The following is a 14,391-nucleotide window of genomic DNA, read 5'->3' on the forward strand; positions in this document are numbered from 1 at the left end:
ACCAAATTCCGCGGGAACGTCCGCACCGGCAGGGTCAGGCGGCTTGCCGCACTCTCGATAAAATTGGTCGCATTTCTGACGTAGGGGTACTTTGTCGCATATCTGGTTTGTTAACGCCTACGCCTCACTCTCCATCAGCGTTCTCGAAGGTGGAGTAGATCTATGTATCTCGGAAAGACAATGATTTCAGCGGCGCTGGCCTTGGCGCTGCCCGCGATGGCCCTGGCCGAACAAGGCATTACGAAAGACAAAGTCAGCTTTGCACAGGTGGCCGCTCTGGAAGGGCCGGCGGCTGCGCTTGGCCAAGGTATGCAGTTGGGCATGCAGGCGGCATTCAACGAAGCGAATTCCGCAGGCGGTGTCCACGGACGCCAGATCGCCTTGGACAGCATGGATGACAGCTATGAGCCCGACCGTTCGGTGGCGCTGGTCAAGAAAGTCATCGAAGACAACAACCATATTGGCCTGATCGGCGCGGTTGGTACGCCTACGTCATCCGCAACACAGCCTATTGCAACAGCGGCAAACGTTCCTTTTCTTGGCCCGTTTACCGGTGCCGGTTTTCTGCGTGATGCAAGCCACGGCAACATCCTGAACGTGCGGGCAACCTATGCCGCCGAGACAGAGGCCTGGATCGCGCATCTCGTTGATGAGCAGAACATGAAATCCATCGCACTGCTCTATCAGGACGATGGATTTGGTCGTGTTGGTCTCGCTGGTGTGACCGCAGCCTTGGAAAAGCGCGGCATGACATTGGTCGCGGAGGGCACTTATACCCGCAACACGACCGCTGTGAAAAAAGCCCTGTTGACCATCCGCAAGGCAAAACCGGATGCCGTTGTCATGGTTGGCGCATACAAGCCGGTGGCAGAGTTCATCAAACTGTCGCGCAAGCTGAAGTTCAATCCGACCTTCGTAAATATCTCCTTTGTTGGCTCTGACGCGCTCGCCAAGGAGCTTGGCGATGCGGGTGAAGGTGTCATCATCAGCCAGGTCGTGCCTTTCCCGTGGGATACATCTGTTGCCGTAGTTGCGGACTATCAGGCCGCGCTCAAGGCTTTGGACCCAGCAGCCGAGCCAGGTTTTGTTTCGCTTGAAGGGTATCTGACCGGTCGGCTTGCCATTGAGGCGCTGAAAGCCGCTGGTGCAGAGCTGACACGCGACAGCTTCCTTGCCGCGATGAATGGATTGGGCACCGTCGATTTTGGTGGCGTGACCATGACCTTTGGCCCCGGCGACAATCAGGGCATGGACGATGTGTTCCTGACCCGCATTACACAGGACGGTGGTTTCCAGCCGGTCGCGACCGGCGGCGAGTCCTGACTTTATCTCATGGGCCGGTGCGTTGTTTGCGCCGGCCTGTCTGAGAGCCGCCACAACCGGGCGGCGAATGTGAACTGAAATTTACAGGTAAGATCATGACGACGCAGACTCCCACAAGTGCGCTACGCAAATGGAATCCCCTGTCCAGCATCCGCGCGAAGATGTTTTTCATCCTGCTGGCGATGGCAGGAACCACGGCGGCGCTTGGCTTTGCAGTGATCCTTGCCTTTGAACGGGTTTCATCCGAGATGACGACCCTTTCGACAGAAAAGCTGCCCCAATTGCAGTTGAGTGGACAGATGATCGGGGCCGCGAGCGAAACAAAAGACGCGATGGTCAATGTGATGATGGCAGACAACGCCGATCAATTGACCAGTGCCACGCAGACTGTCGAGACGGCAGTCGCGCAGCTGGAGCAGACCGTCGCACAAATGCCCGAAGCCTTGCGATCGGAGTTTCAGCCAGATGTGGTGCAAGTCAAAACCGCGCTGGCGGAATCCGTGTCCTCGCGCAGGATCGCATTTCGCAACTCGGACGAGGTGATCAGCCTGACCGGCCAATTGCAGGAGTTGAGCGCGACGCTTCAGGGGACCCTGGCTGAAATTGCTGATGATGCGTATTTCAACCTGTCCATGGGGGGCGAAGACACCATCACATCGGTCGAGGAAACGTTGGCTGATTTGGTCGAGGTGAAGTTTGCAACGCTGCAAGCCCTGCTGGAAGCGCGCGGAGAGATCAACCTGATGTCCGGCATCGCACTGGCGATTGGCAACAGTTCCGATCTCTCAATGCGGTCGATCCTCAGCGATCTCGCACAGGCGTCTGCGGGCCGACTGTCTGATGTGGTCGATGGGCTTGAAGCGGCGGAAGTTGTAGATACGGAAGAGCTGCGCAATGTGTCCGCAACATTGTCTGATGCCGTGTCCCGTGGACGGTTCCAGTCAGAAGCACTTCGCCAAGAGGTGCTCGCTGCGCGGCTGTCAGCCGATGGGCTGCTGTCAACTGCGGTTGATGACATGGTGTTTGAGCTGACGATCGCAGCGGAGGATGCCAGCACAGGATCAAAGGACGCAATCCAGGGCCTTTTGACCAATGAGGTTGGTTTTCTCAACACGCTGCTGGAGATCAACACATGGATCAGCAACTTTCAGACCTCTGCGCTTGCGGTCGTAACCTCGCAGGATCCGGAACGGACGCTGGCGGCTGCCAAGCCGATGGCTCGCGCGGCAGGGGCGTTGGCGGAATACAGAGACTTTAACGACGGTGTTCTGGCAGCATCGCTTGATCAGATTGTTGCCCTTGCGCAGGCTGATAGCGGATTGTCTGCCTACCGGATTGCGTCGCTGAATGCCGATGCGGATGCCCGCAGCGCGGCCGAGGCGACAACTGCAGCGGTGCTGCAGATTGCCAACCGTGCCTCTGACCTTGGGGCAGGCAGCCAAAGCGAGATAGCCACGATGGCGGGGCAGATCGGCGCCGAGGTTGCAGAGGCGAAAGCCAATATTGAACGGCTTCTGGTGGTCGCGGGGGGTCTTTTGATCGCTGCACTGATTGTGACGCATGTGCTGATCCAACGGCCCCTGAATGCTATCAGCCGCACAACGGAACGGCTGGCAAACGGCGATATGAGCCCCATCAAAGGGTTTGATCGCACCAGTGACGAGGTTTTCAGGATCGCTCAGGCTCTGACCGTATTCCGCAACGGGCTGGTGGAAAAGGACGAGCTGGCCAAAACTGCAGAAGAGGAACGCGCCTTGCATCAGGCAGAGCAGGCGGCGGCCGTCACAGCGATCGGCAATGGTCTTGCGTCCTTGGCGCAGGGGGATCTGAGCGTGCGGATCAACGAGGATCTGAAAGATGGCTACGCCCAGCTCAAGGCTGATTTCAATCAGACCGCCGAGACGCTGAGCAACACGGTGGTGGAGATGGTCGATGTTGCCTCCTCCATCCGCAATGGTGCAGATGAAATCAGCCAGGCCTCTGATGATCTGTCTCGCCGGACGGAAAGCCAGGCGGCGACCCTTGAACAAACCGCAGCAGCGCTGGACGAGTTGACCGCCAGCGTGAAGTCCGCGGCAGAGGGCGCGCGCCAGGCTGAAGGGACGACGCAAAAGGCCAAGACAGAGGCGGTTGAGAACGGCAATGTGGTCGGCAGCGCGGTTTCCGCCATGACCGATATCGAAGAAAGCTCAAAACACATCGCGCAGATCATTGGTGTGATCGACGATATCGCGTTCCAGACCAACCTCTTGGCGTTGAACGCCGGGGTGGAGGCGGCCCGTGCAGGCGAAGCTGGTCGGGGCTTTGCGGTGGTTGCATCCGAGGTTCGGGGTCTGTCACAGCGCACATCGGACGCCGCGATGGAGATCAAGACCCTGATCAGTGAAAGCTCGAAGAAGGTGGACCTGGGGGTTGAGCTTGTCGGCAAGGCGGGTGCGGCGCTCAATGCGATTGTTGATCAGGTCAGCGAAATCTCAAAGCAGGTGTCTGAGATTGCTGATGGTGCGGTTACCCAATCAACTGGCTTGCATGAGATCAACATCGGCATGGGCCAGCTTGACCAAGTGACGCAGCAAAATGCAGCCATGGTCGAACAATCGACCGCAGCCAGCCATATGCTGCGGGGGGACGCGACCAAACTTGCCGAGCTTGTCGCGCATTTCACGGTGACGCCCGGCACTCCAAAATCGATGGAGACCTATGGCGCAGATGGTCAGGCCGAAAGCATGGATTGGCAAATGGTCAGCTGACGCTGCACAGGATCAAACAGAACACTAACCACAAGGGCGCAGAGTTTCTGCGCCCTTTTTGCTGATAGCCAAATCAATGCATCCTGACCCTAGAGCTCCAGTAGCAGGGACTGCGATGGTGTTCCGGTCAAAGGCAGACCGCGGCTTTGCTGATAGGCGCGGATAGCCTTTTCGGTGTTGGGGCCGATCACCCCATCTGCACCACCGGTATCGAAACCTCTGGCTGTGAGCCCCTTTTGCAGGGCAATCCGGTCCTCTTTGGTGAGTCCGTTTGCATCAGGTGGGAAGGGCGTGCGCAACGGTCCGCCGCCTGCAATCCGGTCAGCAAGATGACCAACGCCGATCGCATAGGCATCAGAGTTATTGTAGCGTTTGATGGCGCGGAAGTTTCCGGTCACCGCAAAGCGCGGCCCCCCTGGTTGGGGCTGGATGACTGTGCCTGTCGCTGATGTGTCGCCAGTGATCTCGCGTCCCCACGCTTGCCCGCGGGTCCAGCCATTGCGGGCAAGATAAGCGGCGGTGGATGCCAGCGCGTCGCTGGGGTCCTCTGACCAGATGTCGCGTTTTCCATCGCCGGTAAAATCCACCGCAAAGGCCTGGTAGGACGTTGGAATAAACTGTGTGTGGCCCATGGCGCCCGCCCAGCTGCCGGTCATGCGGGCGGGCGTGATATCGCCACGCTGCAGGATGCGCAGGGCTGCGATCAGCTGCTTTTCGAAAAACGCGCCGCGACGGCCATCAAATGCCAAGGTTGAGGTTGCTGAGATAACGGGAACATCGCCTTTGCGTTCGCCAAAGAAGCTCTCAAGCCCCCAGATCGCTGCGATGATCTCGGCGTCCACGCCGTAGGCTTGCTCCAAAGCGGCCAAGGTGCTGCGGTGGCGGGCAAAGGCGGCACGTCCTTTGCCGACCCGTTCATCTGAGGCGGCGATTGACAGATAGTCCTCCAGGCTGCGTTTGAATTCGGTTTGATTTCGGTCGCGTTTGATCACACCATGCAAATAGCCGGTCCCGCGGAACGCAGCGTTCAGTGTGTTCTGAGAGATCCCAGCCGCAAGAGCGCGTGGCTTGAATGCATCAACCCATGCGTCATAGGCCGCGTTTGGTATTGGTCTCAGATCTGCGGGAAGGCCTGTGGATTTCACCGGGCTGGTTTCCCCGGTGGGGAGGCCCCCGCCGCATGCTCCCAAGCCGAGGGCCGCAAGCCCCAATCCGAAATGCCGTCGTGAAATGCCCATCTTGCCCGCCGTTTTTCCGTGCTCTTTGCCGCAACACTAGCGGATCCAGTTTGCCCTGCAAGGTGAGGCCGCCAAGAAATCACAGCCTTTGGGTTGCGCGGCGGCTTGACGCCGACGAGAGCCCAGCCAACGAATTAAAAAATCTCAAAGGTGCTGGCGAAGCGGTTTTCGGGGTCTACATAGTTGACGTTGATACAAAAAAGCTGGCGCGCATGTGTAGGGCGCGTGTCAGGTGGATCCCATTTCTTGAGGAAAATATGTCGGAAACTGAAACAAGCACGGTCCTGTCCATCCTTCGGGAACGGTTTGACGCGATTTTGGATGGCTGGATTTCCACACAGAGCGACGAAGGTGTCCAGAGAACCGATTTGTTTTCTCACAAGGAAGGGCGTGAACAGACCTCCTCTCTGCTGCGGGCGATGATTACAGGGATTGCCGAGGGAGATACCGGCAGCCGCTTTGATCTGAGCAGCGAGCCCTGGACAGAGCTGCGCACGGTTTTGGTGGATGTCACCCAAGAGCGCAGCGCCCGTGGCGTGAGCCCGAGCGATATGGCTTCGTTTGTTCTTGCGCTCAAGGGCCCGATCTTTTTTCAGCTGCAGGAGCTGCTGGCAGATCAGGCAGGCGAGCTGGTGGAAGAGATTTTCTTTATCAGCCGGGTGATCGACGCATTTGCGGTCTATTGCACCGAGGTTTTTATTGCAGAACGTGATCGCATCATCGAACAACAGCGCGATCAGATGCAGGAGCTGTCAACGCCGGTTGTCGAGTTGTGGGACAAGGTGCTGACCCTGCCGCTGATTGGTACGATGGATTCTGCCCGCGCTCAGGAGGTGATGGAAAACCTGCTGGAAACCATCCTGCAGCGTCAATCCGAGGTCGTGATCGTTGACCTTACAGGTGTGCAGACCGTGGACACGCAGGTCGCTCAGCACATGCTGAGGATGGCATCGGCTGTCAGATTGATGGGCGCGGAATGCATCATCAGCGGCATCAGCCCGACGATTGCCCAGACAATGGTGCAGCTCGGCGTCGATGTCGGCGAAGTGACCACCCGTTCGACCATCCGCACCGGTCTTGCGGATGCTTTGAACAGGGTGGGCTACGAGATTGTCCACAAGGCCAAACAGTAAGATGAGCGCGGCATCAGCAATCTACTTTGTCGAGGGTGTGCTTCTCGTTGCCATCCAAGAGGATATCTCGGACACGGATATCCTTGATCTGCAAGAGGCACTGGCAGAACGCATTGTGAGGGATTCAGCGCGCGCTGTCGTCATGGATATCAACGCGCTCGAAATCGTCGATACCTTTGTTGGCCGGATCCTGGCGCAGCTGGCGAGTGTTTCCAAACTTTTGGATGCGCAGACCTATGTTGTGGGCATGCGTCCTGCCGTTGCGATGACGCTGGTCGAACTTGGCATGGACCTGCCAGAGAGCAAAACGGCGCTGTCGCTCAGCCATGCGCTGCAGGATCTCAGGGGCAAACCATTGGCATGAGCGTTCCGGAAGGGGCATTGGTGAGCGTTTGCGTTCTGCTGCGGGACCGGGATGTCCTGCATGCGCGCCGCGTGGCGGGGCAGGAGCTGGAGAAGTTGGGCGCGCGCTCCGTGAAAAAGACACGCTTTGTCACGGCCGTCAGCGAGATCGGCCGCAACGCTGTCATGCATGGTGGCGGAGGCGAGGCGCGCATCTACAGTCAGGTGCATCCGCCGTGTGTCACCGTGGTCTGCCGGGACAAAGGGCCGGGGATTGCTGATGTCGACGCCGCGCTTTGCGATGGATTCAGCACGGCAGGCAGCATGGGGCGCGGGCTGGGAGGTGCGCGCCGCCTGTGCGATCAGATGGAAATTGAAACTACAGTAGGCAAAGGAACCTGCGTGACAATGGTGGCCCGACTATGACCCATTGGTTGCCCATAGCTGATCCAAGCGACATTTCGGCGTGCCGACGGTTGGCACGACAACTCGCCTATTCGGCGGGGTTTTCACGCGACCGAACCGAAGAAATTGTCATCGTCGTCAGTGAGGCGGCTACAAATGCGCTGCGGTATGCCCGTCGGGGCAGGTGTCTGCTGCAGATCATGCCGGGGCTGCGCGGGCCGCGGCTGGCCATGATTGTGCATGATCAGGGGCCGGGCATCGTTTCGATCGAACGGATGATGGAAGACGGCGCAAGCAGCGTGGCGTCTGCCGGGCTTGGGCTTGGGGCGATGCGACGCCTGGCTGACCGGTTTGATATCTTTTCGGACCTTGATGAAGGCACCACGGTCGCCTGTGAATTCGTAACCAGCAGGTTGGCAGCCGGAGACAAGGTTGAAATCGCGGGTCTTCTCGTCACGCATCCAAACGAACAGCGCTGCGGGGACGGATGGGGTCTTGCGCCAGCGCGGGGCGGGCAGGATCTGTCCGGGCCGAGTGATGTGATCCTGTGTGATGGCCTGGGACATGGCGCCAAGGCAGCCGATGCGACGACCGAGCTGCTGAAGAGCTTCTTTCGGGGCAGAGGGAGGGATGTTGTCCAGACCCTCACTGACGCCTCATCCGATATTGCGGGGACACGTGGCGCGGTCGCGGCCTGCCTGTCACTTGATGGCGCGGGACGTTCTGTCAACTTTGCGTCGGTTGGCAACATCTCGACGTTGCGAGCCCGCATTCAGGACACCAAACGGTTTGCCACCCGTGACGGGCGCCTGGGTGGCCTGGACGCAAAACCCTTCCATGAACAGGTTGCGCTGGAGCCAGGAGATATCGTCATCATGCATACGGACGGCATTCGCACCCTTCGGGATCTGCAGGCCAAGCCCGCGTTGCTCATGCGCTCTGCCCTGTTGATTGCCGGCAAGCTGATGGCGGAAAATTTCAGAGGTCGCGATGACGCCGGGATCGTTGTCTGCCGCATAGCCAGAGAGAACTGAGCCCATGTCGATCCATCTGATCACGATCAAGGCGGAAACCGAAAAAGACATTCAACGTCTGCGCTTTACAGCGATGGCCGTCACCAAAGCTTTGGACCTTGGAACGTTTGCACAGACACGGGCTGTCACAGCTTTGCTTGAAGCAGCACGCAATGCACAGCAACACGCAGAAAATGGCCGCGTCCGTCTTAGCCTGACACAGGAGAGTGGGCGGGTTGCACTGCGTGCGATCGTGACAGACCAGGGCAGCGGGATCGAGAGCGGAGCCGCACCATCGCCCACAGATCGGCTCGTTGTGCCGGGTCTTGGCCTTGGGCTCAAGGGCTTGGGGCGACTGGCCGACCAGCACGTCATCAACACAGGGTCTGAAGGGACCGAGGTGGACATGTTGTTCATGAGCCACACGCGGGCAGATGAGCTGGCCGAAGTTGCGGCGCGCGTTACAGATGCCATCGCGAGCATCCGCAAAAGCGATCCCCTTGCTGAGCTGGAAGAACAAAACCGCGTTCTGATCGAGGCGCTGAACGAGCGTGATTTGATGATGCGGGAGGTCCATCACCGCACCGGGAACAACCTTGCCCTGATTGGTGCCCTGATCCGGATGAGCCGAAAGGATGCTGAGCTCGAAGAAACCAAATCAGTTCTGGGAGATCTGCAACAGCGGGTGCAGTCGATCATCAAGGCCCACGAACAGCTGCAGAAATCTGCCCGTGTGGATCGGCTGCAGGCGCGACCATTTCTGGAAGATATCGCGCGCAACGCAGAGGCTGCATTTAGTTCGAATGCGCTCAAGGTGGATGTTTGCGTGGAAGGGGAGGACCCAGAAATCTCCGCGTCCATGGCGATCGATTTGGGGCTGCTGGTTGGCGAATTGCTGACCAACGCCTTCAAACACGCATTTGTCGGGCGCTCTGAAGGGGTGGTCAGGGTACATATCCAAGAGGAGGCGGATGAAATTCGCCTGACCGTCAAGGACAATGGCCGCGGGCTGCGTCAGGAAGACGAGCGGCCAGAACGGTCTGGCTCGCTCGGCTGGCGCATGATCCGCAGCACGGTCGGGAAATACGCAGGCACGCTGGAGGTGGATGGATCAGATGGGCTCAGCGTTGCCTTTCGGCTTCCCCTTGCGGACAGTTGACCCGCCGTGTCAGTCGGCTTTGGCCAGCGCACACCAATAAGCCACCCCCGGCGCAATGGCATCGTCGTTGAAGTCATAGCCCGGATTGTGCAGCGGCATGGCATTTGCACCCTCGGTTCCGTTCCCCATCAGGATAAAGGCGCCAGGGCGATGCTGCAGGAATGCTGCAAAATCCTCGGAAAACCCGACGCGACCGTAGGCGTCGTCCACCTGACCGACCAAGCCAGCCGCCTTGATCGCGGACTGGGTCGCGTCTGGATCGTTCACCAGAGGTTCAAACGAGGTTGAATACTCAACGCGACCGCTTGCGCCCTGCGCCGCACAAACCCCATCCACGATTGCGCGCATGCGCTCTTCGATCCGGGCAGAAACATGGGCATCAAACCCCCGACAATCACCGGTGATCTGCACATTGCTGGCAAGGATGTTTCGCGCACCGTCAGTCTGGAAGTCAGTCACCGACACAACACAGTGGTCTCGTGGTGCGACCGCGCGTGATACGATGGTCTGCAGCTGGGTGACAACTGCGGCGCCGGTCACGATGGGATCCACGCCGCGTTCGGGCATGGAGGCATGGCCGCCCTTCCCAGAAATCCTGATGTCAAAGTTGTCCTCAAAGGCACAGAAGGGCCCGGACTGCGTTGCAAACTGCCCAACCGCCATTCCGGGCATATTGTGGAGGCCAAAAACCCTGTTGATCTGAAAGCGGCTGAACAGGCCGTCGTCGATCATCGCCTTTGCGCCGGTACCGTTTTCTTCGTCCGGCTGAAAGATGAAATGGACCGTCTTGTCAAAGCCGGGATCCGCCGCCAGAGCCAAAGCTGCCCCAACCAGCATGGTGCTGTGTCCGTCATGGCCACACCCATGGAAAACGCCCGCATTGGTCGAGCGGTACGGCAGGTTGGTTGCTTCCTCAATTGGGAGGGCGTCCATATCTGCGCGCAAGGCAATGCCTTCGCTTGAGGGCCCGCGCTGGAGCGTTGCGACAATTCCGCTGGTGCCAATGTTGCGGGTGACGGACAATCCCGCTGCCTCAAGCACCGCTGCGATCCTGTCTGCGGTTCGATGCAGGTCAAACCCTGTTTCGGGATGCACGTGCAAGTCGCGGCGAAACGCGACAAGATCGAGATCAGTCATCTTGCACAGCCCCTTCGGACAAGATCACCAAGGGGCGGGCGTCTGCGGGCAATTTATGCATCTGTTCCTGCAACAAGGCTGTAAGCCCGGCAGCGCCAGAGGGAGTGCTGCCAATACCAAGGTCATGCGCCTTGGCGACACCTGCAAGGGCGTCGGTATCCGAGATAGCGATGTAGCGGTCAGCCGCTTTTGACAGGATTTCGAACGCCAGCATGGACGGCGTTTTGCAGTCCAGACGCCCCATGTTGGAGACAGGCCCCGCAACCGTCACCATTTCACCTGCCTTCGCACTTTCGCTCAGGCAGGGGGCCGCATCGGGTTCAACCACGATGATTTCCGGCTGAACCTCCCAGTTTTTCCGGATCATGTAGGCGATTGCACCGGCAAGGCCACCGACACCGGCCTGCAGGTATACATGGGTCGGCCAGCTGCCCGCCGCGGCAAAGCTGTCGCGCATTTCTTCTGCGATTGTCGTGTAACCTTCCATCACCAGGCGGGGTGGCTCCGTGTAGCCGGGCCATGATCCGTCAGCGAGGTGGATGGCGCCGCTGTCTTCGGCGTCCTTGATCGCGGCTGCGATGCTGTCCTCATACGTGGCGCCAGAGCGCACGACTTCGGCCCCTTTTGCACGCAGGCGGGACACGAAATCTTCGGGAACGGTGTCGGCCAGGTGAATGCGGCAGCCTGCGCCAAACAGCATTGCGCCGGCGGCGACCGCCATGCCGTGATTGCCCGCACTTGCGCAGACAAAGTTTACACCCGCCGCTTTGTCACGTGCTTCGGGGCTGGTGAGATCCTGGATAGATGTCCCGCATTCGCGCACCAGGAGTTCGGCGACGGCGTAGACGCCGCCCATTGCCTTAAACGCGCCAAGTCCCATGCGTTGGGTTTCGTCCTTAACCCAAACGTCATGCGTTCCAACCTTATGAACGGAGAGCGGAGAGGGCTGATAGGCCGGGCAGGACTGCAGCATTGCGAGCGGTTTGGCGGGGTCGAGGGTGACGTTGATCTGTTCCATGACCACATTTTATCCAAGCGACTTGCGCGATGATGTGCAATTATTGCCTTGAAATGAGAAAAACTTGCAAATTTCGGGTGAGATGTGAGCGAGAAACTTGATACATCAGATGTGACGATCCTGCGGCTTTTGCAGCGGGATGCCAGAATTGGTCTTGAGGCATTGGCGGAAGAAGCGGGACTATCTGTTGCGTCTGTTCAGCGCAGGGTCAAATCCCTGCGGGCACGAAAGGTCATTACCGGTGATGTTGCGTTGGTCGATCCGGCGAAGGTGGGAATGCCCATGACCTTTGTCGTGATGGTCGAGTTGGAACGCGAACGACTGGATCAGATCGATGCCTTCACCCGCCGCGCGGAGGCAGAGCCGATGGTGCAACAGTGCTATTATCTTACTGGTGAGGCAGATTTCTGTCTGATCTGCACGGCGTCGGATATGGCCGCGTTTGAAGAACTGACCAAGCGCCTGTTTTTTGAGGATTCAAATGTGCGCAGGTTCAGAACGTCGGTTGTTATGGGGCGCAAGAAAATCGGGTTGGAGGTGCCGATCGAAAAGAGCTGATTTTGCAGCAATTCTCCCCGCGACGCGTGTCGCGCCTGTGGTTAGGCTGGCAGGGCAGGGGACATTGTGCCGGTTGGGGAAAGAGGAATGATTATGCTCACGCGTTTGGTTTGTGTTCTGATGGTCTGCGCGGCACTCGTCAGCCCGGCTCTGGCCCAAAACCGCGCAAAGATCGAGCGCGATTTTCAGACCTGGCTTTTACAAGAGATTTGGCCCGCCGCACGCAAGGCAGGTGTGTCCCGGTCCACCTTTGACCGCTCCTTTCGCGGTGTGAGCCTGAATTGGGATCTGCCCGATCTGGTGCCGCCGGGGTCGAACCGGCAAGCGCCTCGTGCACAACGACAGGCGGAGTTCGGCGCGCCGGGTCGGTACTTTGGCCGTGGCGCGGTTAACGGAGCAAGCGCCACAGGACGACAGATGGCAAAACGCCATTCCGCTGTCCTCGCCCAGGTGGAAAAGCGCACAGGTGTTCCCGGACGGATTATCCTTGCGATTTGGGGCCGAGAGAGCGCCTACGGGAAAGCGGCCATTCCGCATAATGCGTTTCAGGTTCTTGGAACCAAGGCGTTCATGAGCAGACGAGCCGCTTTTTTCCGGGCAGAGTTGATTGCGGCCTTGCAGATCGCGCAAACAGGCCAAGCGCCAAACCAGAGTATGAAGAGCAGTTGGGCTGGGGCCTTGGGTCAGCCGCAATTCATGCCATCGAGTTTCCTGAAATTTGCAGCCGACGGCGACGGTGACGGGCGGGCGGATATATGGACCTCTGAGGCGGATACGATTGCATCAATTGGCGCCTATCTTGACCATCATGGCTGGGACCGGCGCAGGGATTGGGGGTTTGAGGTGCGGTTGCCCGCGTCCGTGTCTTGCACGTTGGAAGGGCCGGATCAGGGGCGTCGTATCCGTGACTGGGAAAAACTGGGGATCACCCGCGTATCTGGCCGCCCCTTTCCAAACCACGAACGGCGCGGCGAGGCCTATTTGATGCTGCCTGCAGGGCGCAATGGACCTGCATTTTTGGTGACGCCGAACTTTTACGTTCTAAAGGACTACAACAAGAGCGATCTCTACGCGCTGTTTGTTGGCCATGTCGGCGATCGCATTCAGTTTGGTGTTGGCGATTTCGTCGCCCCTTGGGGGCGCGTCAACAAAATGCTGAGATCTGAGGTCGCGGCGCTGCAGCGCGGGTTGGAGGCCCTGGGCCATGATGTTGGCGGTGCAGACGGGCTTGCAGGTTTCAAAACCCGCCGCTCCATCGGGAGATGGCAGGAAAGGCAAGGTGCGGCAGCGACCTGTTTCCCCGACAAACAGATAATGGCAAAGCTAGCCCGTTGAAAAATAGATGATTTGTCCCCGTGGGGACGGTGTGTCGTTCAGGCAATGCTGGCGCTCATCTTGCGCCAGAAATCGTGAAGAGTTGGTTTGGTGTTTTCCGTCTCACGGTACAGGCGCACGGAAAGAGCTGTGACAAACTCGTCACCGCCGGCCAGAGCCAGACGGCCTTCTGCGAGTTCGGCCTCGCAGAGTTTGCGGGGGAGCCAGCCCAGACCAAAGCCCTCAAGGATCATCGCCTTGACCGAGTTTGCCAGCGCATTCTGATTTACCACCAACAGGTTGGGCGGGCTGATCTGCTGACGCAACGTGTGGTCAAGAACAGAGCGCAGCGCAGATGCGCTGCCGTAGGACAGCAGTGGGATTTGGCGTTTGGTGTCCCGGCGCAGATCAAACAGGGGCGCCCCATCAGGGCCGGTCTTTGACACTGGCACGAACTGATCCTCTGACAGGGTGAGGAAATCACACTTGCTCACTTCCAGCGGCGAAAGAAAGTCCATCGCGGGATGCCAATAGGTCAGGATAACATCGCAGTAGCGCTGTTGCAGGGCCGAGACGAACTGATCTGCGGCCCAGCTGGTCGAGTTGAGATCAACATCCAGCCCGCCCGCCTCCATCAGCGGCTCGATATGATCCCGGAAATGGGTCATGTAGAGCGACTGGCTGGAAGCAAAGCGGATCACGTTCTCGCCGGCCGCATCAATGGTCTGGCACCGTTCAATCGTTTCCGAATAGGTGCGCAGGATCAATTTGGCCTGAGACAGAAAGACCTCGCCTGCAGGGGTGAGCGAGAGGGGAAAGGTCTGGCGGTTGATCAGCTTGACCCCCACCTCGTCTTCCAGGGCGCGGATGCGCCTGGAAAACGCGGGTTGGCTGACATTGCGCTCCTCTGCCGCACGAGAAAAATTCTTGTGCGTCGTGAGCGATTCAAAGTCTCTGAGCCAGATGATGTCCAAGATGCCTAGGTCCGTTCAGGGGTCCGG

General features: G+C 58.9%; 13 protein-coding genes. 9 read left to right on the top strand and 4 right to left on the bottom strand.

What is annotated here, in order from left to right; all coding sequences use genetic code 11:
* Positions 1–162 precede the first annotated feature (162 nt).
* Complete coding sequence (locus NIT7645_RS17845; RefSeq protein ID WP_008563362.1) at positions 163–1,323, top strand: ABC transporter substrate-binding protein; 1,161 nt, start codon at positions 163–165, stop codon at positions 1,321–1,323.
* 95 nt (positions 1,324–1,418) lie between these two features.
* Positions 1,419–4,073, top strand: a complete 2,655-nt coding sequence (locus tag NIT7645_RS17850; RefSeq protein WP_050687690.1) for a methyl-accepting chemotaxis protein — start codon at positions 1,419–1,421, stop codon at positions 4,071–4,073.
* Between the two features lie 89 nt (positions 4,074–4,162).
* On the opposite strand, the gene NIT7645_RS17855 is transcribed toward NIT7645_RS17850, so the two are convergent.
* Positions 4,163–5,311: a lytic murein transglycosylase gene (locus NIT7645_RS17855; protein WP_037303222.1), complete on the bottom strand. Its 1,149-nt coding sequence runs from the start codon at positions 5,309–5,311 to the stop codon at positions 4,163–4,165.
* A gap of 257 nt (positions 5,312–5,568) precedes the next feature.
* Here NIT7645_RS17855 and NIT7645_RS17860 point away from each other — a divergent pair, with 257 nt between their 5' ends.
* The 5 genes from NIT7645_RS17860 to NIT7645_RS17880 are packed head-to-tail and all read left to right on the top strand — an operon-like array spanning position 5,569 to position 9,363.
* A complete protein-coding gene (locus NIT7645_RS17860) occupies positions 5,569–6,444 on the top strand; it encodes an STAS domain-containing protein (protein WP_050687692.1) in 876 nt (291 codons plus the stop codon).
* A gap of 1 nt (position 6,445) precedes the next feature.
* The gene (locus NIT7645_RS17865) at positions 6,446–6,808 is read left to right on the top strand and encodes an STAS domain-containing protein (RefSeq protein ID WP_008563411.1); all 363 of its coding nucleotides are present in this window, start codon (positions 6,446–6,448) and stop codon (positions 6,806–6,808) included.
* The gene (locus NIT7645_RS17870) at positions 6,805–7,212 is read left to right on the top strand and encodes an ATP-binding protein (RefSeq protein WP_008563403.1); all 408 of its coding nucleotides are present in this window, start codon (positions 6,805–6,807) and stop codon (positions 7,210–7,212) included. The genes NIT7645_RS17865 and NIT7645_RS17870 overlap by 4 nt, the downstream gene beginning before the upstream one ends.
* Positions 7,209–8,225 carry an ATP-binding protein gene (locus tag NIT7645_RS17875; protein ID WP_008563474.1) on the top strand — a complete coding sequence of 339 codons (1,017 nt, stop codon included), beginning with the start codon at positions 7,209–7,211 and terminating at the stop codon, positions 8,223–8,225. Before NIT7645_RS17870 ends, NIT7645_RS17875 begins: the two co-directional genes overlap by 4 nt.
* Before the next feature lie 4 nt (positions 8,226–8,229).
* The gene (locus NIT7645_RS17880) at positions 8,230–9,363 is read left to right on the top strand and encodes a sensor histidine kinase (RefSeq protein WP_082204900.1); all 1,134 of its coding nucleotides are present in this window, start codon (positions 8,230–8,232) and stop codon (positions 9,361–9,363) included.
* A 9-nt stretch (positions 9,364–9,372) separates the two neighbouring features.
* On the opposite strand, the gene NIT7645_RS17885 is transcribed toward NIT7645_RS17880, so the two are convergent.
* Complete coding sequence (locus NIT7645_RS17885) at positions 9,373–10,500, bottom strand: amidohydrolase (protein ID WP_008563529.1); 1,128 nt, start codon at positions 10,498–10,500, stop codon at positions 9,373–9,375.
* Positions 10,493–11,518: a diaminopropionate ammonia-lyase gene (locus NIT7645_RS17890; RefSeq protein ID WP_008563383.1), complete on the bottom strand. Its 1,026-nt coding sequence runs from the start codon at positions 11,516–11,518 to the stop codon at positions 10,493–10,495. Before NIT7645_RS17890 ends, NIT7645_RS17885 begins: the two co-directional genes overlap by 8 nt.
* An 84-nt stretch (positions 11,519–11,602) precedes the next feature.
* On the opposite strand from NIT7645_RS17890, the gene NIT7645_RS17895 reads away from it, so the two are divergent.
* Together NIT7645_RS17895 and NIT7645_RS17900 are read left to right on the top strand one after the other, a co-directional pair.
* On the top strand, positions 11,603–12,076 hold the full coding sequence (locus NIT7645_RS17895) for an Lrp/AsnC family transcriptional regulator (RefSeq protein WP_008563524.1): 474 nt from the start codon (positions 11,603–11,605) through the stop codon (positions 12,074–12,076).
* A gap of 93 nt (positions 12,077–12,169) precedes the next feature.
* On the top strand, positions 12,170–13,411 hold the full coding sequence (locus NIT7645_RS17900) for a lytic murein transglycosylase (protein ID WP_008563559.1): 1,242 nt from the start codon (positions 12,170–12,172) through the stop codon (positions 13,409–13,411).
* 38 nt (positions 13,412–13,449) lie between these two features.
* Here NIT7645_RS17900 and NIT7645_RS17905 read toward each other — a convergent pair whose 3' ends face one another.
* On the bottom strand, positions 13,450–14,364 hold the full coding sequence (locus NIT7645_RS17905; RefSeq protein ID WP_008563399.1) for a LysR family transcriptional regulator: 915 nt from the start codon (positions 14,362–14,364) through the stop codon (positions 13,450–13,452).
* Positions 14,365–14,391 lie beyond the last annotated feature (27 nt).

This window comes from Phaeobacter italicus, assembly GCF_001258055.1.
GTDB lineage: Bacteria > Pseudomonadota > Alphaproteobacteria > Rhodobacterales > Rhodobacteraceae > Phaeobacter > Phaeobacter italicus.